Origin of the sequence: Flavobacterium branchiicola (genome assembly GCF_018383905.1) — a bacterium.
GTDB lineage: Bacteria > Bacteroidota > Bacteroidia > Flavobacteriales > Flavobacteriaceae > Flavobacterium > Flavobacterium branchiicola.
Genome location: NZ_JAGYWA010000009.1, coordinates 20,839 through 45,897 on the forward strand (window position 1 = coordinate 20,839; position 25,059 = coordinate 45,897).

Consider the following 25,059-nt stretch of genomic DNA (forward strand, 5'->3'; position numbering starts at 1 on the left):
ATATAGCGATGTCTGATTTATTAAATAAAACAATGGGATTTTTTAAGAAAGTCCCGGAATCACCTACCAATCCGCAGGAATCTACAATCAACAAGAAATTTCAGATAGAAGACCTGTATTCTAGCGATACTGTGGAGAATGAATCAGGTAGTTCAATTTCTTTGGATGAAAAATTGCGTCAGGCTTATTTTTGGATTACCAATACAGCCATTATTAGTCCGTATTACGATATCGAATTTAATGATGGAGATGCTAAAAAGTTTTTATTTGGAGACAGCAAAGTCCCTGTTCATTTGCCTAGCGATCAAAGTTATTCCAGTTTTGTATTAATGCCTTTACTGAATTTAGCAACAAGAGGTAAATGTCTTATTGTTGGAGGGCCAGGCCGCGGAAAAACAGCCACATCTATATTGATGGGTTTATTGGCAGGTTATGATAAAAAAGATGTAATGCGCGCTATTCAGCATGGTCAGCCTCAAATGACCATTTCAGATTTATTAGGGCATCCGCTACCATCAGATATGGTAAAGGCCGAAAAAACATCAGATATTAGAATTGCCTGGCGAAAATGGCTGGGTATGAGAGTTAAAATTATTGACGAATACAATAGAATTCCCACCAGAACCCAATCTGCTTTATTAACGGTTTTAGCAGATAACTATGCAGAAATTTTCGATCAGATTTATGAATGTCCGGAAGGAGCATGGTATCTGACCGCCAATGATGATGCCGGCGGAGGAACGTATCAGGTTATTGAAGCCCTGAAAGACAGGATTGATATCGTGATAAGAGCCATGCATTTTAATACCCGTTTTATTGAGGATTTATTGCAGCGTATTGAACTTAATTTTAATCCGGAATCGATAATTCCGGAAGAAATTATTTTTACAGAAGAAGAACTTTCGACTGTCAATAAACAAATCAGAGGAATTCAGATAGAGCCCGGATTACGCAAACGTATTGAGTTTTTCTGTCGTCAGTTTGAGTTTTTTGAACCCGCTTCTAACCGATTGGAATACATGACCAAAGACACCGCAAAATTGTCTGGTTTAGATATGCGAACTCTTTTTAGAAAAGAAACAGGAAAAGATCCAATTAAAGATTTAGGATCACAGGCAAAAAATGGTTTATCGGTTAGAAAAATCATGACTTTGTTGATGTTTTCTAAAGCATTGGCTTATTTCAGAGGAAATAAAAAAGTAGAATTAGAAGACATCAGACAAGTTTTACCCTTTGTTTTGCACGATAGTTTGACACCACATTTAGAATCGCCATTTTTTGATCAGGCGGGTAATGAAGTTTACAGAGTGGATAGAATTGTGTGGTTGAGAAACTTATTTGATTTGTCTTGCGATGAGTATCTAAGTCAGGATTTAGACCGTAATGATCCGGTTGATGATTTTGAAGAAGAATTTAAAAAAGGTCTTGAAAATATATCTTCAAAAGAAATTGATAATCGACTTTTCAAAATTGAAAAACAACTTCAGAAATGGTCTGAAGAGAAAAAGTTATACGGTTACAGAGCCGATGATATTTTAAAATTAAAGTATTTACATCAACGATATACTAATTACAAAAGATGGCTGCAATGGAAAAAATAAGCTTTCCGGAACTTATTGCAGAACTAAGCGAAAAAAGTGCGCTATACAATCAATGGTACAATGAGAGCGAAATGAAGTACGGCAGTTTGCCGTCTCTTGTTATTGCTGCCTGGATGACAGAAGTTGTTGAGCCCATTGTAAAAGCTACTGTGGCTCAAAATTCGGCTCCGGAAAAAATCCACGAAGTAGTAAAAGCACTGTATCAGGAGTCGCTCAAATTAATCGGAAGCGGGCAGGCAATTCGTTATAAAAAGGAATACAAAACTGCCTGGTTGTTAATGGCGCAAATGCCAAATTTGGCAGTGAAATTTCCGGTAAAAACGATTTCATTATTAAATGATGTGCTTTCGAATTTTCATTTATATGCACCTGAAAAAATAATAGACTGGTGTGAACTTGTGCAAACAAGCAGCGACGCTATAAAAACAATTGAAGATTTTAAAACTATTGGGCGTATTTATGCGTGGAAATGCGGTTTGGCGCATTTAAGAATCCGTTTAAAGACAGATTACAATGAACTTTCCGAAAATCTGAAAGAGACAATTGTAAATACAATAGATTTTCCTGTAAATACCACTCGCATTTTTGAACAACCGTGGACCAATAATCATACAAAATTTGAAGGTGTACAAGGAGGTTTTAAAGGTAATACCGGTTTTTTTGAACATCCGCCAAAGTTAGCAGAGATTGATGGAAATATATTTGTAACCGACTCAAAAAGTAATTATGTACTTTTTGCAGATCAGTTTGGAAAAGTTTTACTTCCGGCTGATACCGTTGACACCTCTTATATTTTATCTAATACGAAGCGATTAGAAACATTAGAAAAATGGATAGGAAAAGACAATGAGAAAATTGACGGAAGTACCATTTCATCTGTAGTAGCAACAAAAGATACGCTGGTTTTTACGCTTCAAAATTCTTATTTTTTATATTTATTCAGTCTTGCAAATGCATAGTCAATCTGAAATAGAGGAAACATTAGCGTTGTGGAAATCGCAATGGAAGCAGGCAAAACTGGAGTGGAATCCTTTCTTGCGTTTGCAGGAACCTATTTGGTGTTTGTCGCATCAGGAAGCTAAGAAAGAGGGACTTACAGGAAGTTTTGCAATGATTCGACTTACAGATCATCGTATTGTGATTAATTTAGAAGAAATCACAGAACGTGGTATTGTCGATTATGCGCTCGAAATACTCGCACACGAAATTGGTCATCATATTTTTGCACCTTCAAATTTATACGACAATGCTATTTTGTTAAACAGAATTCGTTTTGCCTTGCCGGGAATCGAGGACAGAGCACCAATGGTTTCCAATTTATATACTGATTTTTTAATCAATGATAAATTACAGCGAACCAATAAATTAAGAATGGCAGCAGTTTTTAAAGGAATTAATTCGGAAGATAATTTTTCTGAGTTATGGACCTTGATGATGCGTACGTATGAATATTTATGGCGTTTAAATCGAGGTGAATTGGCAATAAATTTATCCTTTCACAGTAAAAAAATAGATGCAGATGCTTCATTATTGGCTTCCTTAATTAGAAGTTATTCAAAAGGATGGATTCACGGTGGAGGCAGATTTGCAGTGATGTTATATCCTTATTTAATGGATGAAAAAACCTTTCAGGATGCACGCAAGAAAATTTTAATTTTATTAGATGCAGAAGATGCTGGAAGTGGAGCAAAGGAAATTTCCGGAATGACAGAACTTGATTTAGAAGGTTATGATGAGGTTATTGATATGCGAAAAGAAGCTATCGATTCACAAGATAGTGAAGAGGATAAAAAGAAAAAGCACAGTTTAGGGATAGAGAAAAACAGTTATGGCGGCCAAGGACCCAGAAATGGATACATGGGGCCGGGAAGTTATATTGATTTAATGAAACAGGTAAATCCAAATGCCGACGAGCAACGTTTGGTTAATGCCTATTATAAAGAGATTGCGTTGCCACATTTAATTGATTTTCCAGCAGAAATTTCAGAAAATCTGTCTTTCGATTTACCGGAAGGATTAGAAACCTGGGATATCGGAGATGCCATTGAAGAAGTAGACTGGCTGCAATCGGCTATTTTGTCGCCACAACTTATTCCGGGATTAACCACTCAAAAGAGAACATACGGTTCAGATTCTGATAATACCATTTCAAAAAAACCTTTAAATATATATCTGGGTATTGATTGTTCAGGTTCGATGACGAATCCGAAGCATAATTTTTCATGGCCCATTCTGGCGGCGACAATTATCGGATTATCTGCTTTGCGTGCCGGAGCAGCCGTGATGGGATGTCTTTCCGGAGAGCCGGGAGATTATTTGGAAACAGATGGTTTTATTACAGATGAAACCGATTTACTAACGACTTTAACATCCTATTTAGGTACAGGTTATGCCTACGGAATTGAGCGATTAAGAAAACCCTTTGAAGGAAAACCCAACAAAAAATCACATATTGTAATTGTTACCGACAATGATATATTCAGTATGTTAAATGCAGATACACACACAGAGCAAACACACTGGGAATTGGCTGAAATTGCATTGAAAAATGCAGGCGGACACGGAACAATGGTTTTACATTCCTGTCCGGATTATCAAAATGAGTTAGTCATAAGATTAACAAAAATGGGCTGGAATATATATTACGTTACCAATGAACAGGAACTTTTAAAATTTGCATCTGAATTTTCACAACAAAATTATGCCTATGTCTAAATATGATGTTTTTGAACTTGTAACTCATTTACGAAAATGTCCGGATGTTTATTTGCAGCCTTCTGACTTTTCTTTAGAGCGTGGAATAAATTCGATAGCTTTGTTATATGATACGTACAAGGTTGTAACAAATGACTTTCTAAGAAATGATTTTAAAGTTTATTCCGATTTTAATTTAAAGTATGTTGATGATAATCATTGGCGTACAATTCATATTTCGGCATGGTTACTTTCTCATCAGGATTTTATAAATGTTCCTGCTATAGAAGATAAATTATATGATTTTTGGTTTGTTGAATTACAACCGGCCTCTAAATATGTAAAATTTAAAGAGTGGATAAGTGATGATGAACGTGCCGAAGAAATGGTAAGATTGCTGCTATATTGCTGCGAAATTTTGCCGTACGGAGAAAGTGCTGATGAAGCAGCAGATAAATTATCGTCTTTGAGCAGTGCAGAAAGACATAAAGTACTAAAGCAATCCTATGCAGCACATGAGCGAATAATGAATATTAAGAAAGAAATGGCCGAAAAAGCAGCCCGTGAAGCCGCAAATGTTTATGGACGTGAATAGTAATCCACAAATAGCATTAACAGACGAGGAACGTTTTCCTTTGCTTGATGATTTAAGTTTTTTAAATGAACTTAGACAAGATGTGCTTGCGCCAAAATTTAATTTTAAAAGTGGCGATCGATTAAATGGTGTCCAGCTTTCAAAAGTACATTCTCAAAAGAATAAAAATTATCAGGAAAAAGTATTTTGGAGCGAAGAACAAACTCCGGTTTGGATAAACGATTACCTAAAATGGTGCCTTGAAACAGTTCCTTTCTACCAAAATAAAGAAAGCGATTTAGATTCTTTTCCAACCATTTCCAGAGAAGATGTCAGAGATTTTCCTCACTTATTTGTTTCAAATGAAGCAAATTTAAAAGAGCTGTTAGTCTATCATACTTCAGGATCAACCGGACCAAAGTTAGATGTCCTTTTTGATGCAGTTTCTCAGGCAATGTGGCTGCCACAAATAGAATCTATCCTAGAAGATTTTGATGTTTCAATAACCAAAGGCAAAGATACAGCGGCGATTGCGCTAATCTGTGCACAAGAAAAAACATTGACTTATGCTTCTTTATCAACTTATTTAGAGGGGGCAGGAGTATTAAAAATAAATTTAAATCCGTCAGAGTGGAATGAACCTGATGACGCTATAAAATACCTTGAAAAATACAATCCTCAAATTCTTACCGGCGATCCATTAGCTTTTATGGCATTATTGGACTTAAAGCCTCAATTGCAACCAAAAGCCATGATATCTTCGGCGATGAAGTTAACAAAAGGTACTAAAAACAAACTGGAGAATTATTTTAAATGTCCTGTCATAGATCTTTACTCTTTAACCGAATGCCGAAATATAGCGTATGCTACTGAAACCGGACATAAAATAATACGCCCAGATTTATACTTAGAAATTTTTGATGAGTTTAGAGATGTAAAACTTCCATATGGCGAAAGAGGAGAATTGGTAGTTACTGGGGGCAATAATCCTTTTTTGCCTTTAATACGATACAGAACGGGAGATTTTTGCAGTTTAAAGATCGAAAATGGAGTTCCGTTTTTAGTAGATTTAGAAGCACGAAATCCAGTAGTCTTTTTTACAAAATCAGATGTAAAAATTAACAATATTGACGTGTCTAATCGTTTGTCTGAATTGTCTTTGGCAGGTTTCAAAATGCATCAGAGAAAAGATAAATTAATTGAGTTTACTGGATTTTCGAATGATATTACTTCCGAAGAAATTACCGAAGCTTTAAATTCAATTTTTAAAAATGATATTGATATTCTTGTCGATATTCAGAAAATTTCTCAGAATAATATCGCAGATAAGACGAAATATTCATCGGAGTTATTGACCGATTAAAAATGTAAACAGATATAGCAAAAAGACATCAATTCTCAGGAAATTACTGAAAATAGTACTTACTTTGTCTGATTAGGGAAAACGCATGTTTATTGCTAATAAATCACCTCTATTGCGCTATTTTATTGGAATTGTTGAAAAATGTACTAAAATGTAGTATTTTTTTTATTGAAAAGTAATTGTAGATTGAAAGATTTAAATTACATTTACGAAAACAAGACAATAAAAATTTATGGTAAAATCAGTTCAAAAGTACTTAAGCATAAATAATTTTAGTAATCAAACAGAAGAGTTTGAAGATTTATTTCAATCCCACCCCGATTTTCCAAGTCTCTTTGCAATTACCGATACTTTTGATCTCCTGTCCATAGAAAATGTAGCCGTTAAAATTGAAAAAGAACAATTAAACGAATTGCCCGATTCTTTCATGGCTGTTTACAAAAATAATATTGTGCTGGTGACCAAACACGGGGGTACAATAAATATCGAATCGAAAAATGAAGGAAAGAAGAGTTTAGTGCTTGATGATTTTGTTCAGGACTGGGACGGAATTGTAATCCTTATTGAGCCCAATGAAACTTCAAAAAGTGTAAACTTCAGAACAAATTTAAATTGGCTGTATTATAGTTTAGCAATTCTTGCCTTAGTTATTGTTTCATTTATTAGTAATCATTTTGGCATCAATGAAATTATCTTGTTGTTTACCTCAATTGCAGGCTTAGTTTTTAGTGTTTTTATCGTTCAGGAAAAATTGGGTGTAAAAAACGAAATGGTCTCTAAATTCTGTAATATGAGCCCAAAAGCATCGTGTGACACTGTAATTAGTTCCGGTAAAGGAGAAATTAGTAAATGGGTTAATTTTTCAGATCTTCCGGTACTTTTTTTTGGAATTAATGTAATAGCATTACTAACTAATCCTATCGGCTCAAGCGCTATAATAGGAATTTTAAGTTTACTTTCTCTCCCGGTAATTGCATATTCTATTTGGTTACAAAAGTGGCAGCTGAAAAAGTGGTGTTTATTGTGTCTGGCAATTTCTTTTATTTTAATTCTTCAAAGTGCGGTTTGGGCTTTTATGAGAGAACCATTTATTTATAGTCTTTCTGCTATTTCTTCTTATTTATTTTCAGCAATCCTGATTGTTACCGCATGGTTAAGTTTAAGACCTGTTTTAACAAGCAAAATGAAAACAGAGAAGGAGGCAGGCAAATTGAAAAAATTCAAAAGAAATTACAAGGTTTTAGATTTCTTATCAAAAGAAGTTCCTGTTTTAGCAGGCTTAGACAAATTAACTGGTTTGCAATTGGGTAGTATTGGTGCCGATGTTGAGCTTTTAATTATTTTAAGTCCGGGTTGCGGACATTGTCATAAAGCTTTTGAAGATTCTTTAGAATTAATAACAAGATATCCCGAAAAAGTATCTCTCAATGTTTTATTCAATATTAATCCCGAGAATGAGGATAATCCGTATTTGGTTGTGGTAGAACGATTATTAGAAATTAACCATTCCAATCAAGGTTCAATTTTAGAAGCAATCTCAGACTGGCACATAAAAAAAATAGGATTAGATAAATGGCTTGCAAAATGGAGTGTAGGTCCGATTAGTATGAAAGTAAATCAACAAATAGAAATGCAATACAATTGGTGCCACGAAAATGGATTTAATTATACACCAGTCAAAATTGTAAATAATAAAATGTTTCCTCACGAATATGAAATAAATGAATTAAAATACTTTTTAAGTGATTTATCAGATGATAAGATGCTGAGAAAAGTAGTTTAATAAATTCATAAAATATATAAAAAATTCTTGCGCAAGAATAGACACAAACTTCAAGTGTCTTTAAATGGATTGAGGTGTTAACTAATTTTATAAAACTTTATATTATGTTAAGAAAAATTTTAAGCTTAAGTGGTACTGTAGAATTAACCAAAACTGAAAAAAGAAGTATTCAAGGTGGTTTAGCTTGTGTAGGAGGTAAATGTCCAAAGCCAGGTAACTATTGTTGTCCTATGGGCCAAGATTCAATCTGCAGACTTAATGGTTTAGCTTGCCCTGAGCAATAGTCTCAGATTCCTTTTAAGGTTATGAAATATTGATATAAAAAAAATCACTATTATTTAATATGTTCCCACAAACGAAATAATGTGCAATGTTTTTGAGAAAGTAATTTCATTTTAACATTCGCATAAACCAATGATTTACGGTATTCATAACCTACTAAACAACCTTCGGGTTGTTTTTTTGTTTTATAGAATAGTGTGAATGTTTTAGGTTGGGAAAAGCGGCTTAAATTTTAAATAAGTGGTACTATGTTAACCTTAAATTAGCGTATGTTATCTGATTGAAGATGAAATAGTATTATGATAGAATAATCTTCTATTTTTAGTCAAATTTCAACTAATACATGGAACCAATACAACTTATTTCAGATCATTTTATTGAAGAAAAATGCAATTTTAAAGAACTTATAGAAAGACTTCGTGCGGGGTTTTCGACTTCGGATATTAAAGTGCCCATGCGTCATCATCATGATTACCCCAATCCGGAAGAAGGCAAAGATTCAACGCTTCTATTAATGCCGGCGTTTCAGGCAGGAAAAGACTTAGGCGTAAAAATAGTTACGGTAAGTCCTGAAAATGGTAAATTTGATTTGCCTTCCATTCAAGGAACATATATTTATCTCGACGGACACAAAGGAAACATAAAAGCCATTCTGGATGCAAAATCACTTACAGGTAAACGTACTGCTGCAACATCGGCTTTAGCAAGCAGTTACCTTTCACGAAAAGATGCCTCGTCCATGCTTATGATTGGTACTGGGGCATTAGCCATAAATTTAATTCAGGCGCACGCAAGCGTTAGACCTATAAAAGAAGTTTATGTTTGGGGAAGAACCATAGAAAAAGCCCAATTGGTTTGCAATACATTCAAAAATTCTTCGATTACTTGCAAACCAGTTTCAACGATTGATGAGGTTATTTCACAGGTTGCTATTATTTCGGCAGCGACTTTATCGCCCGTTCCGCTTGTTTTTGGAAAATGGCTGAAACCAGGACAACATTTAGATCTTGTTGGAGCATATAAAAAAGATATGCGCGAGGCAGATGACGAAGCGGTTTTAAAATCAAGTCTGTTTCTGGATACGTATCAAGGCGGACTAAAAGAAAGCGGCGATATTTTGATTCCGCTTACAAACGGAATTATCACCAAAGAAACCATCAAAGCCGATTTGTTTGAACTGTGCAGTAATACAAAACCAGGCAGAACATCTGAGACTGAAATCACCTATTTTAAATCCGTTGGACACGCTTTAGAAGATCTTGTTGCAGCCGGATATTTTTATGAAGCATATAATTTAAAAACACAAAACAATGTCTAATACCTACCAAAATATCTGTACTAACACCAATTATAAAGCAGACGCTTCAGTACTGCAAATAAAAACAATTGATATGCATACAGGCGGTGAGCCTTTGCGCGTAATTGTTTCCGGTTTTCCAGAACTTAAAGGAAATACGGTTTTAGAATACCGAAGAGATATTAAAGAAAACTACGATTATTTAAGAACCGCATTGATGTTTGAACCTCGCGGACATGCTGATATGTACGGTTGTATTTTGCTTCCGCCGAATGATGATGAGGCCGATTTTGGAATTCTGTTTATGCATAATGAAGGATATAGCAGTATGTGCGGTCATGCCATTATTGCGATAAGCACTTTGGCGGCAAAAATGAACTGGATAACAATAAAAGAAGGAGAAAATGAATTAAAAATCGATGCTCCGTGCGGTAGGATTATTTCATTTGTTACCGTGTTAAAAGGTGAAGTAACAGGAGTAAGGTTTCATTGTGTACCAAGTTTTGCAGTAGGTTTAGATCGTATTGTAAAGGTTCCCGGCATTGGCGATGTGGTTTATGATTTGGCTTATGGCGGCGCTTTTTATGCTTATGTTGATTTGAGAAAAAATACACATTTAAATTTTGCATTAACCGATGAAAATTACCGCGCCATCATTCAAAACGGGGTAGACATAAAACATGCCGTAATGGATCATGATACAGAAATTCAGCATCCGTTTGAGGACGATTTGAGTTTTTTATACGGAACTATTTTTATTGATGAACCGCTCGATATTGCTAATCACAGCCGAAATGTTTGTGTTTTTGCCGATGGAGAAGTCGATCGTTCCCCAACAGGTTCGGGTGTTTCAGGAAGAATTGCGATTGAAAAAGCCAGAAATGCCATCAACCAAAACGAATTTATTACCATAGAAAGTATTACAGGAAGCACGTTTACAGGATCTTTGGTGAGGGAAGAAAAATTTGGATCTCACAAGGCTGTAATTCCTCAAGTTGAAGGAACAGCTTTTGTAACAGGAATAAACACGTTTTTAATAGACCCAAAAGATCCTATGAAGAATGGTTTTATACTTAGATAATTAATAGGGTTTAATATTCTAAAGTGAAGTTCACCCTTTTTAAAGATTAAAAAAGAGGCTGCTTTGGTAGCCTCTTTTTTTGATCTTCTATAGTCTATTTTATTATTTTAAACTCTGCACCACATATTCCACAAGTAAATTGCCAGACAACTTTGTTATTAAACCAAATAGTATTGGGTTTGTACAAATTTTTATATGCTTTAATGGTGAATTCGATCGTATCCCTATCATTTTCATTCCATTGAATATACATTACTTTTTTTTCAGATTTATCTATATCATTTAAAAGCATATTTATTCTATATTCATTCTCTCTCTTAACTAAATCTAGTTGAGTAGTATAATCATGGCTAACTCCATCAATGACGTAAAAAAGTTTTATTTTAGAAAAATCAAGATGATTAAAATTATTGGGGTTGAGTAAATCTTCGTTTTGATCGTTAAAAACCGAAATCTCTGTACTTATATCATGTGTAGAATTTAATTCTCTGTACTGATCGTCACTATTACAGCAAAAAAAAACGAAAGCAATTAATAGTATCAATATCTTTTTCATAATCTATGGTTTTATATTATACGTCATTTTTTATAGCCTCGTTATAATTTGTTGAGTCTGGATTAAAATTATTAATAGCAAAATAATTATTATTAATACCAATTGGGCAAAATTTGTAATCCAGACAAGATAGTATAACGCTCTTTAGTTTATTTCTACCTAATCAATTTCACATATGGAGTATTGTTAGGAAAGCTACTTGTAAATACTAATTCACCATTTAACCAAACATCTTTTGTAAAAATGAAACCTTTCTCTCTAAAAAAAGTTGTTTCAATTGTATCTGTCTCTTTTTCATTCCATTGAATATAAGTTGTTGTTTTATCAGATTTATCAATATCATTCAAAAATATTACAATATGATATTCCTTTTCATTTTCATTTTTATGAATTGAAAAATTTCTAGGATGTGTTAAAAAACCGTTGTAAACTTCTTTTTTAACACCATTTATGAGATAAAATAATTTTACTTCAGATTCTTTTATATGGTTTGGAGTTTCCGGATCTAATAAATCTTCGCCTTGAGCATTAGAAATTGAAAAATCAACATTACTCCCAAGTATTGCGTTGTAACTTATGTCCTTATCATTTTTGTCACATGCATAAAGTAACGTGACAGCTAATAGTATTAATATTTTTTTCATAATTTATGGTTTTATATTATATGTCATTTTTATAGCCTCGTTATAGTTTGTTGAAGCAGGATTAAAATTATTAAAAGCAAAATAACCATTGTTTCTTCCTTCTGGCCATCCCCAATTCATATTAAAATAAAGCGCACTTGCGCCGGTACAGTCATCAAAAGTATATTGTAATGCACTATAACCATCGCAAACCCATTGGTGGCCACTTAAATCATTTTTATTAAATCCACTTAGCAAAACTGGTCTTCCTGCATCAAGATTTGCTTTTACAACCTGATAGTCATATTTTGCCGTTTGCGCAGAAGTATAACCAAATTTAGTTTTTAGTACTGTACTCATATCTTTACTATTATTTACTCCTGTATCTAAGCAACCATAATAAGGTTCCCCAGGATAAACACTGCTAATAGCTTTGTGAATATCCAGAATAAAATTAGCAGTTGTAGCTGAAGAAGAAGTAAGAGGCATTGCTGACCAATTATAATTATTTGGATATTGATGGAATTTCATAATCTGCGCCATAGCAATAGGAACACAGCCTGCGTAAACATGTTTAGTACCGTCCGAACATGACATATAATCTAATGAATCATTAAACCCATTGTATTGCCACCATGTTGTTTCTAAAAATGGCCCCTTAGTTTGAGATACAACACGATCGTAACAGATAGTATTATTTGGAATATCCCTCTTATTTGTAACACTTTTATCTTCAAACATGCCAGCATCAATCATAATATTTTTTACTTCTTTCCATGCTAATTTTTCACGTTTTTCTTGCTTCAAATTTAAATTTTGAATCATCGAAATTTGTCTCTTTGCATTCTCTACCCAGGATTTCAGTCCTAATGGATAAGATTTATCTTTGCCATCGTCAAGTACAAATTTATTATCCTCAGAAAAAGCAATTATTGGCTGTGCTCTGTTATCAGATGATAATATAATATATCCTCCTTTAACATAATTTATAACATAAAAAACGGTCAAGCCATATTCATTCTTAACTTCATCAATTTTCTCAATTTTTTTGGTAATGGGTAAAGTAGAACTTTTACTTGTTTGTGAACTATTGCTTTTAGGCTCAAACTTTATTCCGCCTGCAATTTCTTTTACTGTAGACAAGTTTACAAAGTTTTCATTTTGGGCACTTTTAGAGTTTTCCATTTCATTTTCCCTGGAACAGGCAAACAAAAACAGCAAACTTAAAAGAAAAAGGCATCCTTTTCTTGGTGTGTTTTTCATAATCATCTTAGTTTTAGTTAATAAAGAATAAATTAAAATCACAAAAAAATTAAACATTGCCGCAATAAGATTTTAAAGTATCATTATAAGCCATTAGTTGAATTGAAGTTTTTGCATTCGAAACTAAATTTCTTAATACTACTTAAATAGATTTACAATACAACTTTCTACTAGCCGCAAACAGAACAAGACAAATAAATTTTAAATCCATATCGCGCGGGTTTGTAATCCGTGGCCGCAAAGTATAGCTTCACAGATTTTTTTTTAAATAGCCTTTATTAATATTAGGAACGGGCACGAAAAGAATTTCCGCGCTATCGTTACGCATATCTGATTAATATTCTAAAGTGAAGTTCACTCTTTCTAAAGATTAAACTATTTAGAAAGTGAAGATGATGTCTGACAAAAAAGAGGTTTTACAGGATATTTTTTTATCTTTGAAATTCAGATTTTTTAATACGCACGGCGATATCTTTGAGCCTTCAGAAAATTAAAACGCATTATGGAACAGAAAATACATCAGGGAAGAAACGTTAAGCGTTTCAGAGAAATGCTTAACATAAAGCAGGAAGGATTAGCTTATGATCTGGGAGAAGACTGGAACCAAAAGAAAATTTCTATGCTGGAGCAAAAAGATGTAATTGAGGAAAGTTTGCTTAGACAAATTTCAGCAATATTGAAAATTCCTGTTGAAGCTTTTCAAAATTTTGATGAAGAACAAGCGGTGAATGTTATTGCAAATACTTTTGGAAATAATGGTATTGGATATCAGAGAAATGATAATCCTATTTTTAATCCTATAGAGCAAGTGATAAAGATGCACGAAGAAAAAATTGCCTTGTACGAGCGTATGTTGAAAGAGAAAGATGAAATGATGGCGAGACTTGAGAAATTAATCAATAAATAAAGTGGTGTTATTATTTTTTAATCATTGAAAAATGGTTGGAAATTTTACTAGTAAAAACGAATAAGACGAAGCTTCAGAGAAATCTGGAGCTTTTTTGTTTTAATGAAATAATAGTTTTTGGGCTCATATCCACCGCGACGGACACAGGTTCGAGGGATTAATACGAAAACCTATGTAGCAAGAAAATTTCCTCTATTTTTGGTTAATTACTTAGATTGTAAAAAAAAATATTACGGATATATTTTAACCATAAATTAGAAATAGAATTATTATAGCAAGAATAATTGTAATTAAAATTACCATTATTATAGATTCCTTAGATTTGTCTTTCTGTGCTTTTTCAATTTCTAATGCTGAATCAAACTGTGTTTCTTTTTTACTATCCCTATTAATACCTTCATAATCTTCTTTTGAATAGGTTTTATCTTTGTTAACATTTAAAACCATGTTTTTTAATGGCTCAATATCGTATTCTTTTTCTGAAAGATTTATAGTAACTGAATAACTTAAATTATCGTGCATTTTTTCAGTTAGATTTAATTCTGCATAGTTTATTTTATAGCTTGCAGGGTCTAGGAAATACTTGGTTATAATTTTAAATTCATAGTTTTCAATAGAAAAATCTTTATTTTGTTTGTATAGAGGCAGTAATTTTTCAAGTATTTGATTTTTGTTGCTTATTCTGGTTTCGAAACACATTATTAGCATATCTTTTTCTTCTTTGATATAAAAAGGATAGAAACAATATTCTATACTTAAATCGTCAATGAGTTTTGAAACCTGTCTTTTAGTAGATGATGTTGGATTCTCATATCTATTTGTGTCGTATAAAACATCGTAAATTTGAGGCAACAACAAGGTGTGAGATAAACTATTTTGAAGTCCTTCTTCAAAATGTGCCAAACCTGATTCGTATTTTTTTATAAACTTTTTTTGTTTATATTCTTCTGGAATTACATCTTGTATTTTATTTTTTTTCCAAAACTCCCAATCATCCGTTAGTGCCTTTTTATCTACATGAATTATTTTTCCTGAATAGTCTCTGGTTAAATTATTTTTTTTTGAGATATTGGTAATAAAATTAGTTTCATTAATTCCAGGTTTTAAATCATTGCTATCTGTTTCAAGTGTTTGAGAGTGGGTAATGATTGTGTTGTGTATTTTGTTTTTTATGACTTCCTGATAGAATGATAAATGTGCTATACCAGTAATTTTTAATTCCGGGTTTTCTAAACCCATTTTAAAAATGCTCTGATTCTGCAAGATATAATCGGTATTGAAACTATCTAATTTAACAACTGCCATTATGTGCTTTTTTTATTTAAAATAATTCTATAATCAATTATAATCCTAAATATTCTGGTTTTAAAATGTTTTTATAATCAATAGGCATTCATAGTCTTGTGTGCCTGTAAAAATGGGGTGTGGTAGTGTTTTCTATTACTTCGATTTCGGTGTGGAGACTTATGGTGTCGTAGGTTTCGTTTTGCATAATATCCGCCACCCATACGATGTTGACTATTGATTACTCTCGGCTATCATTTGATCTAACAAGTCGTCAAATTCATTTCTTTGTGGATTTATATCTAAATATTTTGCATTAAATTTTTCAGTAATAAGTTTAATTAATCTGTCATTGCAAAATAACTTCTTTTCTTTTCCTAAATATATATCTGTTTTATCTTCAATACCATTTATTATTAACCAATAAAATTTAGGTATTGGCTTTTGCAAATTATAATTATTTAAAAAATATTCAGACATACTTATTTCCAAATCTTTAATTTGATAACCAGAAAAATCATTGTTTATTAATTCATTTTTTAAATTTTCAGTAATTACGTAACAAGGAAAACATTCCATCAAATCATCACCTAACCAGTCTTCTAATTCTATATGTAGTTTAGTAACAGTTTTAAAGGGGGCTTCTTTCTCTAAAAATTCAGTCTTTTCTCCAAGACCTACAATTACTTCTGGTTGAATTATTTTATACATGATATTTTGTTTAATAAGTTTTAAATATTATTTCCATACAGAAAATGGAGGATTAAATTGGTTTGCAAATTTTTTATCAATTGCTTTAGTATAATCTTCTAATTGTTTTTTAGTAGGAATCAAATCTGCATCTTCAAATTTTTTATAAAATTTATTCCATTCTTTTCTAATATCACTTAAATGAAGGATGTTTATTCAATTCTTTAGAAACTCCTCAAAAATTTTCTAAAGAATGCATAAACTAGGTATATTATTCCAAATTTTTATTTTAAGTTATTATATTTTAAGATAGTGCCATCTTCATTTATAATACAAACATCTTTATCATTCACTACGACAATATAATTTTTGCACAGGTTAGGGTTTACTGTATCTCTTAAAAATAAACTAAATTCTTCCTTACCTATTTGTTTTTGGTTACCTTTAAAAATCATTTTATTTCCTTTATATACAAATATATCCCGTATTAAAACAATATTGTCTGTATCCAACAATAGAGACAAAAGGTAATCTTTTTGTATTTCTTGAAAATCTGTGCTGTTAATTAGATTTTGATTTAGTCTTTCAATATTATTCATAATACTTTTTAATTTGGAATGCCATAAAAGAAATAGGATCTATAAACTTCATTCTTATACTACACTATATGTGGCTTACCCATCTGGCGTTATAATTCTTTATCCTTTTTAAAATCTTTTAATACTTCAAAAAATAAATCGAATTCTTCTCTATTTTCATCTAGAGAAATTTGTTTTATCAACTCTAACCATGTATGGCCTTTTTCTATTTCATATTTTTTTAAAATATAGTAATAAAAATCTTTGTTAAAGATATTACTCTCTTTATCTACTATTTTATTTAGGCTTAAACATAAATTATAACCGGCTAAAAAGCTATCTAGTTCATCAATATCTTTATTTTTTAAATACATAAGAGGTCTTTTTTCTATGTATCCTAATAATTCTAATAAATTCATTTCTTTTAGTTTTAAATATTAAAAGGGAGTTATTTTAGGATCGCTCATACCAGGAAATCCTGCCCCTAAATCATCTAACCATTTTTCATATGGTATCCCTTTAGGGTTTAAGTTATCATATATAATATTATCAATTTTAGTTCCTATATGATAACCGTTTTCAGAAATCACCTTACCTGTTGCATCCGTTATATATCTTGAAGACATTAATTCAACAGTTTCTCCCTTAATTCCTTTCTGAGTTAATAATTTTTTAAAAGCATCTGCAAATTCAACACATTGTAAATTTTTTTTTAATGCGTTAGGTATTTTTGATATTAAAGATTCTATTAGCTTAGGGCAAGTATTCAACACCAGCACTCCCTCTTCGCCAACAAAATAGCAATGATTTTCCTCTACTTCAAAGTTATATACTTTTTCTGTTTTGGGTAAATAATTTAAAGAGATTACTGCTACTAATTTTTCATCGTGTGTAAAAAGATGTTCCCCTATTTCTATTTGTTCGGCGTCTTTAAATTCTCCGTTTACAAAGAAAGGATGATTTCGTGTGGTTCTAATTACCTCGTTTTTAGTATGTATTTCTACTATCTCTGCAACTTCTTCTACAAATAAGTGAGTTACTTTTCTAATGCAAACTTGATGTGCTTCTTCATCATAGCTATAAACGTCATCGCCAATTTGTATATCTTCTATTTTTATAAATCCATTTGGTGTTTTTATAAGTGTTTCGCCAGTAAAGCATCCTAATACTGGTACTAACTTGCATAGTTTTGCTTTAAGTTTAATAGACCCTTCTAAAATTTCTTTACTCAGCTTTTTAAAACTTACTTTACCCAAAGCCTCGACTGCTGATCTAGCAATTACTCTTCCGCCTGCTTTTAGTGTGGCTTTTAGCCCCGTTTTTGCTCCTTGCATTGCGACAGTAGCAGCTCCAAAAGAAACAACTCCGGCTGCAATAGAGGCGACATCCCAAATTAAGAATCCTGCATTCATGACTGCTCCCAGACCATCACCTGTTTGTATGTCGTTTATTAAATCTCTGCCGCTTCCCCACACTGGTATAAGTCCTTCGGCAAAACCTGCCTCGCCAATGCTGTTGCCATTGCCGCTGTCGTCAAGCTCTCGTTGCGCTTGTTCTTGCAGTTCTTTTACTTCTGCCATGGCATCGTCGGGCAAGGGTACTTGCCCGCTGGTCATAAATTCTATTTTTCCTCCTACGGTACATTGGCAAGTACTTTTTCCTATCAGGGAATTGATTCCCTTTATTTTAACTTGCCAGGTGTCTTGCCAGGTTAACGGAACAGTTGCCGGCACACAAGGTACATTTGTTATTTTGCAAACTTTAAAAGAGGGTATATTGCCCAAAGGAATAGCATCTTTGTTTGTTGCAACCAGACAACCGTGTATTTTTACTTTATTGTTGTAGGTGGGTTTAAAAAAATCCGGAGCCCCTCCCTGGTCGCACATTATTAGTGCATCTTTGGTTATGTATTCTAGTTCTTCCATAGTTACATAATGTTAGTATCTCCAGAAGAAATGTTTGCACTTGGACCAGCTGTAATGGTAAGATCGCTGGCTGTATTAATATCCATTGTTCCTTTGCTCGAAACGCTCAAAGCACCTGCCAGTGTCGTTAAATCGATTATTCCTTCGGCTGATGCTACTTTTATGCCTTCTTTGTCTATTGTAATGGTATTGCCTTCTACTTTTATGGTAATACTTGTTTTTCCGTCTAAAACAATACTGCCATCGGCATTCATTGCTAAACTTGTTTGCGGAGGCTGCTCTTTTGTTGCACCCACATTAACAGCATGCTTGCTTCCTGCATTAACGTTATGGTTGACATTGGCATTGGTGGTAGCGCTTCCTGCACCATCAAATTTCATATTTGAAGTCCCTTTGTCTGAGATATATACACTTCCTTTATGGTCGTCTAGTTTTATTATATTTCCGCTTTTACTGCTTAGACTTTTTATTTTGTTGTTGGCTTGTCCGCCTTTTGCTGTTGCGCCATTAAAAATGCTCCCTATTACAAAAGGTCTGTTGGGGTCATTATAGCGAAAGCCTAACATAACGTGATCGCCAATTTCCGGAATAAAAACCATACCTCGATTTTTAGCAACTTCACTACTGCTGCCAGCATCGGGGGTCATTACCCTTATCCATGGTGTGCGGAGATTTTTAGCTTGTTGCCACAACATTTTGACTCTTATTCTGCCTTGGTTTTTGGGATCGGCATTGTCTATAACTATTGCTTGTTGGGTTTGGGCTTGCGGGAAATTTATTTGTGGTTCGGGCAATTTTTTTATAAAAGCGGGCAGCGCTTTAAAATTGTTTTCATATTTGCCCAAATGGTTGGCTTTGTGAGTGATTTCGGTAATGATGTATTGCCCTATTTCCTGAGGTTTAAATTGTTTTTTTACAAGACCAAGATCAACAGTATTTCCTATTTCTTCAAGAGCATTTATGATAACAATTGCACCTATTTTTAATTTCTTATTACTACTGGTTGCAGTGATATAATTGGCATCGGCCATAGTTGCTTCCTGACGTTTTTTAAGCGCTAATTCTAAGTTTGCATCATAGCCTGTAGCAAATCGTCCATATTCAAAAGAGGCAGTTTTGTATAATTTTTCGGAAGTATCAAAAGCTTGTTCACCCATTATAGGCAGTCCTTCTACTTTATTTTGTGTTTTGGCTTGGTAGAGTTTATTAATGTCCTCATTATAGGTGAAAGCTTCAAAATGAACAGGTTTAGTTTGAATACCAATATTAAAAGTGTACAAATCCCGGTTAAAAGTCAGTGTGATTTTATCATTTGCTGTGCTATTTTTGGGCTTGCCAAAAAATAGTTTTTCACCATCATAAAATAACCATTCGTTATATTGTTTGGCTAGTCGCTGAATGAACTCAAAATCAGTTTCTAGATATTGGGTTTGATAGTGCAGTATAGTTGCGAACTCGGGTTCTATTTCATTTTGAAGTTGTTCATCGGTACTGTTTTTGATGATTTCTTTAACGATATATTGAATTGAGCTATCTTCCCAAGAATGCATTTTTTGCCCCGATTCCAACAATATTGTTTTTGAATAACCACTTAAAATAATTTGACTGCCAACAAGGTCTGCATTGAGTTCTAATTCAATATTGGTTATGATACCGAGAAAATTGTTATTGTTTTCAAGTCTTATATGCACGACTTTTCCCAACCAATTTTGTGCATTCTGCATCGTGTAAGCTCGTGGCTTTTCGATTACTGAATGTGGCACTTTGATATTAAAATGATGGTGATTGTTGATGCTCTGATTTAGTTCTATTGAAGTAAAATGGGAGATTTCTTTACTGTCAATTCCAAAAATAATTTTTCCTTTTATCATTTTTATCAGTTTTACTGTGCTTTATGTAGCTCAATGTTTTCGTACAACTTTTTATAGATCTGACGATATCAGATTATTTGTTCTAAAATAGAAAAGTAAAAAACACCTTACATACAGTATAAGGTATAAGAATAACACAATAAGACATTTTTAAAATCATGCCGGCAAAGCATATCATTAACTGCCCTAAATAAAGAGTGGTTGAAAAATCAGGTTAATACAGAAGAGTTTAGCAGTAAAAGTGAAGCGATTAACCATTTGATTGAGCAAGCTCGTTCAAAGGAAGAATACTATGAGTTTGTGAGAACAAAAATAGATAAGGGAGAAAAAAGTGGTTTTGTAAAAAAACAAACCAAGGAAGAAATGTTAGCCGAATTTAAAAAAGATCTGCCTACTTTATAGCTATTATACTTTACATTAGGTAGCTCTACGAAGTGTCCCGATACCCGATAACGCGGATTTGTAATCCGTGCCCACAAAGTATATAAAATAACTTAATCTAATAATAATGAGCCCGATACACTATCGGGCTCATTACTATCAAACTTAATTTTAAATTTGTCTAATCTTTTGGGAGCAGTCTACTTATTCAGATTCTCTTTTTTTTAATTCTGGAGAATTATTATTAGATAAGTGAGTATTGAAATCTACATTTATTTTTTTTCAGAGCTAGTTGAGATTTTATCTACGATATACCATTCGTCATTTAATTTCATCATATTAAAATAATCAACAAACAGTCTTTCCGGAGTTTGTATTTCACATTTGGCAGATGCGATGTTTTTTGTAATATTGATATCAATTATTTTGCCTTCTGTATTTGCTGTTTTTGGGTGAAGTTTAAATCTGCTTAAATAAGTTTTTCTGTCTATTACAAGTACATTGTTGTCCTTAATTATTTTTAGGTTACAGGAGCTATGCATTACTTTTCCAAGTTTTAATGTGTCACCAGTCATCCAGCCATCAAAATAGGTTTCGATAGTTTTTTTTACTAAATCTTTTTCTTGCGCATTACTACTAAAGAAAAAAAGCGAAGCTGTAATCAGATATAAAAATTTTCTTGTTTTCATTTATATTTGGTTTTAATTAAATTAACCCTAATTTTTTCGCCTTATCTATTAAGTCTTTATCTCCTCCTTTTCCTTCTAAAAGCTGATCTTTTATATTGGCTTTGCGCTTTTCGATTGCGCTCATAGAAAGTGGAATGTAATTTGGGAGATTAACTGTTTTTACTCCTTCTGAGAGTAATATCAGAATTTGGCTGTCATGATTATCCCAGTTTATATTTTTTTTAAATAATTCTCTTTGCGATTGTATAATAGTTGGACTTTTAAAATATTCGCCATTTAAAACTTTTTTGCAAATAATTGGAAACAACTCAAAGTTTATATCACTTTTAGAAATAAACCCTTCCGGTTTGATCTTTTTAATTATTTTGTCAACAGTTAAGGCTTCACTGTGCATAGTAAGTAATATTACTTTGCAGGAACTAAACTTTTTTCTTAATAGATGAGCTAAATCTACTCCATTATTTATTTCTAATTCTTTGTAAGGAGGTATACTTATATCAAGCAAGGCAAAATGTATAGGAGTGTTTTGTTTCTCATAAAGTTTTATCTTGTCATAAGCTTCCTCACAATTATAACTTTTTATAAAATGTAAATCCTTGTCGGCTAAATCGCTGTTTGACAATAGGTTAATGTAGCTATCAACCGTCATTGGGTGATCCTCAACTATTAAAATATTTAAATTCATATATGTGCTTTCAATTTAAATCAAATCTAATTAAAATATTACGGAAAACCCGTACAATTAAAATTTATCAAAGCATTTTTTTTACAACCTATTAAACAATTAACATTAATTAGAATTATATGAGAAATAAATTTTACAAAATCGGGTTTTTTTTAAGTGCTTCAATGTTTATGTCCTTAGTATTTGTTTCATGCACAAATGATGAAATAGAGACTAACGAAAGTGCCAGTACAAAGCTTAAAGTTGAGGCAGAGTCATCAATACAGAAAATTGATTCAACAAAATTGAATTCGGGGTTAATGAATATTAATGATACTGAGACTGATGGAGATCCGAGTAATCCGAAACCACCAAGAAAATAGTTAATTAATAGATTTATTATAAGGATTTTGGTTTATTGCAAAATGTTATATTTGGAAACAAAACAAATATAATTTTGAAGATTTTAAACCAAATTCCGTTTTACCTTCTTTTTTTCTTTTTTTTATCTTGTAAAAAAAGTGATTCTTTCTATACAGAAAAGAATTCCACTATTTTTTTTGATAAGAAATACGCAGATAATTTAAAATGCAATGAAAAAGAAAAATATTTAGATTCTACTGTATTATTATTAAAAGATAAAAAAAATGATTTAGAGGTTAGAAATACATATCTAAGGATTGCATCGGAGTATTATTATATTAATAATTCGAAAAAATCTTTGGCAGTAAGTTTAAAAGCTTTAGAATTATCAAAATTGGCTAATGATAGCATTAGAATGGCCAAGGCATGTTGTTTTGTGGGTGACAGTTATGAGAACACCAAAAAAGACAGTGCCTATAGCTATTATCTTCAGGCAGAGAAAATTTATTTTAAACTTCATGATAATGATAATATTGCCAGGATGTTATTTAATAAAGCTTATGTCTTGTTTTATGATGGTAACTATATAGAATGTAATGTCGAAATTTCTAAGGCACTTCAAAATTTAAAAAACTCTAAAGATTATGAGTTAATTTATTCCTGCAATACTTTAATGGGTAATTGTCTTGAAAAGTTAATTCAGTATAAAGAAGCTTTAAAGTATCATAATATGGCTTTAGAGGTTTTAGATAAAATGAAGGATAAGGGAAAAGACGAAATAAATAATTATAATATTACGTCTATTATAAATGTTTGTAATTTATATGATTTACAAGGAGAATATACTAGATCTATAAAAAGACTTGAGCCTTTATTAACAGATGAATTAAAAAAAAGATGGCCTCGAATATATGCTAATGTCCTTAGTAATTTGGCATATTCGAAGATGAAAAGTAAAGACTATAAAGAGGTCGGGAATATGTTGTTTGAATCTTTAAGAATAGTTGACAGTATTGGTTTGGAGCCAGATATTATATATAAAAAAATACATATTGGCGAATATTACCTGTCTAAGAAGGATACCGTAAATTCTATAAAGATTTTAAATGAAGCCAATCGTTTGGCGATCAAAATTAAAAGCAGTAATGAAGTTCTTACAACTTTAAGATTGCTATATAAAATTGATAAAAAAAACAGTCTTTTTTATACCAATGAGTATATCAAGTTGAGTGATAGTATTAATATTATTCAAAGAAATGCACATGACAAGTATTCAAGAATAGAATATGAAACATCAAGAATTGAGGATGAGAATAAAGTTTTAACTAAAACAAATTTTTATATTTTGATTATATCAGTTGTATTAATTCTGGGCTTATTAATAATGATCGTCTTAAGGTATTTTAAATATAAAAATCAGGAACTTAATTTTTTTAAGAAAGAGCAACAGGCAAACGAACAAATATACCAGCTGTTGACAGATCAGCATGAAAAAATATTTACTGCAAAAGAAAATGAAAAAACAAAAATAGCAAAAGAGCTGCATGATGGTGTGATGAATAAAATTTACAGTGTTCGAATGAATCTTGGATTTTTTAATGCTCACAGTAATGCAGAAATTATAGAAAAAAGAAAGAATTATATTTCTGAATTGCAAAATATTGAAAATGAAATACGCACAATATCTCATGGATTAATAAATAGTTCTTTTTTGGAACAAAGTGATTTTGATATTTTATTGTCTACCTTAATTGAGAATCAAAAAGGAATTTCCGAAACAAAATTTGTTTATCAGGATAGTGGTAATATCGATTGGAGAAATACACAGATTATTTATAAAATAAATTTATATCGAATCATTCAGGAAGCTGTTTTGAATATTAATAAACATGCAAATGCACAAAATTGTGAAGTTAAAATTTATAAGAAAAAAAATAATGCATTGAGACTTACAATTATTGATGATGGTGCGGGATTTGATGTTAAAAGTAAAAAAAACGGCATTGGATTAAATAATATCAGAGACAGGGTGGCATCTTTAAACGGGAAAATTAATATTACATCAAAATTTAATGAAGGGACAAGAATTGAAGTTATATTCAATCTCATTTCAGTAAATGAAACTTCATAAAGATTCTTTTTCTCCTTATAATTTTATAGTTAGTAGTACCCGAAAAATATACCTTAATCAGGTAAAAAAGTGAATGTATATTCGTTGAATGTATATTCACTTTTTTGTTTTTCTACTGTCAGTTTTATCCTGTTTTTATTAGAATTTAGAACTCCGTAATTTTTATATTAAAAACCCGTAATTTTTACCTTTGTATTCCTGTTATTTTCGTTTTAAATATTGTAGCTGACAATATTAAAATGGATATTAGTAAAGAAAAAACATTTTAGTTACTCTGAAAATCAGTATTGTATAGGTTTTGTGCGGAAAGTTGAAAAGAATATTTCTATATATTTTATAGAACATGTATAGTTTTATATTTTAAGTACAAAAAAAAAGCATCTTTAGAGGATTAAAATGTTTGATCTTACTATTCTTTTAAAATTGTTTGAGCAGCTATTTATTACAACAATAAATACC

The 25,059-nt window shown here is 31.9% G+C and carries 24 protein-coding genes; 13 read left to right on the plus strand and 11 right to left on the minus strand.

Going from position 1 to position 25,059, the window contains the following annotated elements:
* Positions 1-8 precede the first annotated feature (8 nt).
* The 9 genes from KHA98_RS20240 (at position 9) to KHA98_RS20280 (ending at position 10,675) form a co-directional block, all read left to right on the plus strand.
* A complete protein-coding gene (locus tag KHA98_RS20240) occupies positions 9-1,601 on the plus strand; it encodes an AAA family ATPase (RefSeq protein WP_213259783.1) in 1,593 nt (530 codons plus the stop codon).
* Positions 1,589-2,560 (plus strand): hypothetical protein, encoded by a 972-nt coding sequence (locus KHA98_RS20245; RefSeq protein WP_213259785.1) that lies wholly within the window; start codon positions 1,589-1,591, stop codon positions 2,558-2,560. Before KHA98_RS20240 ends, KHA98_RS20245 begins: the two co-directional genes overlap by 13 nt.
* Entirely contained in the window at positions 2,553-4,316 is a 1,764-nt protein-coding gene (locus KHA98_RS20250) for a hypothetical protein (protein WP_213259787.1), read from the plus strand. The genes KHA98_RS20245 and KHA98_RS20250 overlap by 8 nt, the downstream gene beginning before the upstream one ends.
* Positions 4,309-4,890 (plus strand): hypothetical protein, encoded by a 582-nt coding sequence (locus KHA98_RS20255; protein WP_213259789.1) that lies wholly within the window; start codon positions 4,309-4,311, stop codon positions 4,888-4,890. Before KHA98_RS20250 ends, KHA98_RS20255 begins: the two co-directional genes overlap by 8 nt.
* Positions 4,877-6,232 carry an AMP-binding protein gene (locus KHA98_RS20260; protein WP_213259791.1) on the plus strand — a complete coding sequence of 452 codons (1,356 nt, stop codon included), beginning with the start codon at positions 4,877-4,879 and terminating at the stop codon, positions 6,230-6,232. The genes KHA98_RS20255 and KHA98_RS20260 overlap by 14 nt, the downstream gene beginning before the upstream one ends.
* Before the next feature lie 232 nt (positions 6,233-6,464).
* Complete coding sequence (locus KHA98_RS20265; protein WP_213259793.1) at positions 6,465-8,015, plus strand: vitamin K epoxide reductase family protein; 1,551 nt, start codon at positions 6,465-6,467, stop codon at positions 8,013-8,015.
* Positions 8,016-8,119: 104 nt separating this feature from the next.
* Positions 8,120-8,299 carry a hypothetical protein gene (locus KHA98_RS20270; RefSeq protein ID WP_213259795.1) on the plus strand — a complete coding sequence of 60 codons (180 nt, stop codon included), beginning with the start codon at positions 8,120-8,122 and terminating at the stop codon, positions 8,297-8,299.
* Between the two features lie 341 nt (positions 8,300-8,640).
* On the plus strand, positions 8,641-9,615 hold the full coding sequence (gene lhpI, locus KHA98_RS20275) for a bifunctional Delta(1)-pyrroline-2-carboxylate/Delta(1)-piperideine-2-carboxylate reductase (RefSeq protein WP_213259796.1): 975 nt from the start codon (positions 8,641-8,643) through the stop codon (positions 9,613-9,615).
* A complete protein-coding gene (locus KHA98_RS20280) occupies positions 9,608-10,675 on the plus strand; it encodes a proline racemase family protein (RefSeq protein ID WP_213259798.1) in 1,068 nt (355 codons plus the stop codon). Before lhpI ends, KHA98_RS20280 begins: the two co-directional genes overlap by 8 nt.
* Before the next feature lie 94 nt (positions 10,676-10,769).
* Here KHA98_RS20280 and KHA98_RS20285 read toward each other — a convergent pair whose 3' ends face one another.
* From KHA98_RS20285 to KHA98_RS20295, 3 genes are all read right to left on the minus strand, one after another.
* Positions 10,770-11,231 carry a hypothetical protein gene (locus KHA98_RS20285; RefSeq protein WP_213259800.1) on the minus strand — a complete coding sequence of 154 codons (462 nt, stop codon included), beginning with the start codon at positions 11,229-11,231 and terminating at the stop codon, positions 10,770-10,772.
* 155 nt (positions 11,232-11,386) lie between these two features.
* A complete protein-coding gene (locus KHA98_RS20290) occupies positions 11,387-11,875 on the minus strand; it encodes a hypothetical protein (RefSeq protein WP_213259802.1) in 489 nt (162 codons plus the stop codon).
* A 3-nt stretch (positions 11,876-11,878) separates the two neighbouring features.
* Positions 11,879-13,117: a C10 family peptidase gene (locus KHA98_RS20295; RefSeq protein ID WP_213259804.1), complete on the minus strand. Its 1,239-nt coding sequence runs from the start codon at positions 13,115-13,117 to the stop codon at positions 11,879-11,881.
* Positions 13,118-13,619: 502 nt separating this feature from the next.
* Here KHA98_RS20295 and KHA98_RS20300 point away from each other — a divergent pair.
* Positions 13,620-14,024 carry a helix-turn-helix domain-containing protein gene (locus KHA98_RS20300; RefSeq protein WP_213259806.1) on the plus strand — a complete coding sequence of 135 codons (405 nt, stop codon included), beginning with the start codon at positions 13,620-13,622 and terminating at the stop codon, positions 14,022-14,024.
* A gap of 243 nt (positions 14,025-14,267) precedes the next feature.
* Here KHA98_RS20300 and KHA98_RS20305 read toward each other — a convergent pair whose 3' ends face one another.
* The 6 genes from KHA98_RS20305 to KHA98_RS20330 form a co-directional block, all read right to left on the minus strand.
* Positions 14,268-15,329, minus strand: coding sequence for a hypothetical protein (locus tag KHA98_RS20305; RefSeq protein ID WP_213259807.1), 1,062 nt, complete (start codon positions 15,327-15,329; stop codon positions 14,268-14,270).
* A 213-nt stretch (positions 15,330-15,542) separates the two neighbouring features.
* Positions 15,543-16,019 carry a hypothetical protein gene (locus tag KHA98_RS20310; protein WP_213259809.1) on the minus strand — a complete coding sequence of 159 codons (477 nt, stop codon included), beginning with the start codon at positions 16,017-16,019 and terminating at the stop codon, positions 15,543-15,545.
* Positions 16,020-16,282: 263 nt separating this feature from the next.
* The gene (locus KHA98_RS20315) at positions 16,283-16,597 is read right to left on the minus strand and encodes a hypothetical protein (RefSeq protein ID WP_213259811.1); all 315 of its coding nucleotides are present in this window, start codon (positions 16,595-16,597) and stop codon (positions 16,283-16,285) included.
* A gap of 89 nt (positions 16,598-16,686) precedes the next feature.
* Positions 16,687-16,995, minus strand: coding sequence for a hypothetical protein (locus KHA98_RS20320; RefSeq protein WP_213259812.1), 309 nt, complete (start codon positions 16,993-16,995; stop codon positions 16,687-16,689).
* A gap of 18 nt (positions 16,996-17,013) precedes the next feature.
* A complete protein-coding gene (locus KHA98_RS20325; RefSeq protein WP_213259814.1) occupies positions 17,014-18,501 on the minus strand; it encodes a polymorphic toxin-type HINT domain-containing protein in 1,488 nt (495 codons plus the stop codon).
* 2 nt (positions 18,502-18,503) lie between these two features.
* Positions 18,504-20,372 (minus strand): type VI secretion system Vgr family protein, encoded by a 1,869-nt coding sequence (locus KHA98_RS20330; protein ID WP_213259816.1) that lies wholly within the window; start codon positions 20,370-20,372, stop codon positions 18,504-18,506.
* Positions 20,373-20,573: 201 nt separating this feature from the next.
* Here KHA98_RS20330 and KHA98_RS20335 point away from each other — a divergent pair, with 201 nt between their 5' ends.
* The gene (locus KHA98_RS20335) at positions 20,574-20,774 is read left to right on the plus strand and encodes a CopG family transcriptional regulator (RefSeq protein WP_246522457.1); all 201 of its coding nucleotides are present in this window, start codon (positions 20,574-20,576) and stop codon (positions 20,772-20,774) included.
* Positions 20,775-21,025: 251 nt separating this feature from the next.
* Here the strand turns inward: KHA98_RS20335 and KHA98_RS20340 are convergent, their stop codons facing one another.
* Both KHA98_RS20340 and KHA98_RS20345 read right to left on the minus strand, forming a co-directional pair.
* Complete coding sequence (locus KHA98_RS20340; protein ID WP_213259818.1) at positions 21,026-21,442, minus strand: nuclear transport factor 2 family protein; 417 nt, start codon at positions 21,440-21,442, stop codon at positions 21,026-21,028.
* A gap of 16 nt (positions 21,443-21,458) precedes the next feature.
* Positions 21,459-22,127, minus strand: coding sequence for a response regulator (locus KHA98_RS20345; protein WP_213259820.1), 669 nt, complete (start codon positions 22,125-22,127; stop codon positions 21,459-21,461).
* 119 nt (positions 22,128-22,246) lie between these two features.
* Here KHA98_RS20345 and KHA98_RS20350 point away from each other — a divergent pair, with 119 nt between their 5' ends.
* Positions 22,247-22,489, plus strand: a complete 243-nt coding sequence (locus KHA98_RS20350; protein WP_213259822.1) for a hypothetical protein — start codon at positions 22,247-22,249, stop codon at positions 22,487-22,489.
* A gap of 74 nt (positions 22,490-22,563) precedes the next feature.
* Complete coding sequence (locus KHA98_RS20355; RefSeq protein WP_246522459.1) at positions 22,564-24,600, plus strand: tetratricopeptide repeat-containing sensor histidine kinase; 2,037 nt, start codon at positions 22,564-22,566, stop codon at positions 24,598-24,600.
* The last annotated feature ends 459 nt before the right edge of the window (positions 24,601-25,059 follow it).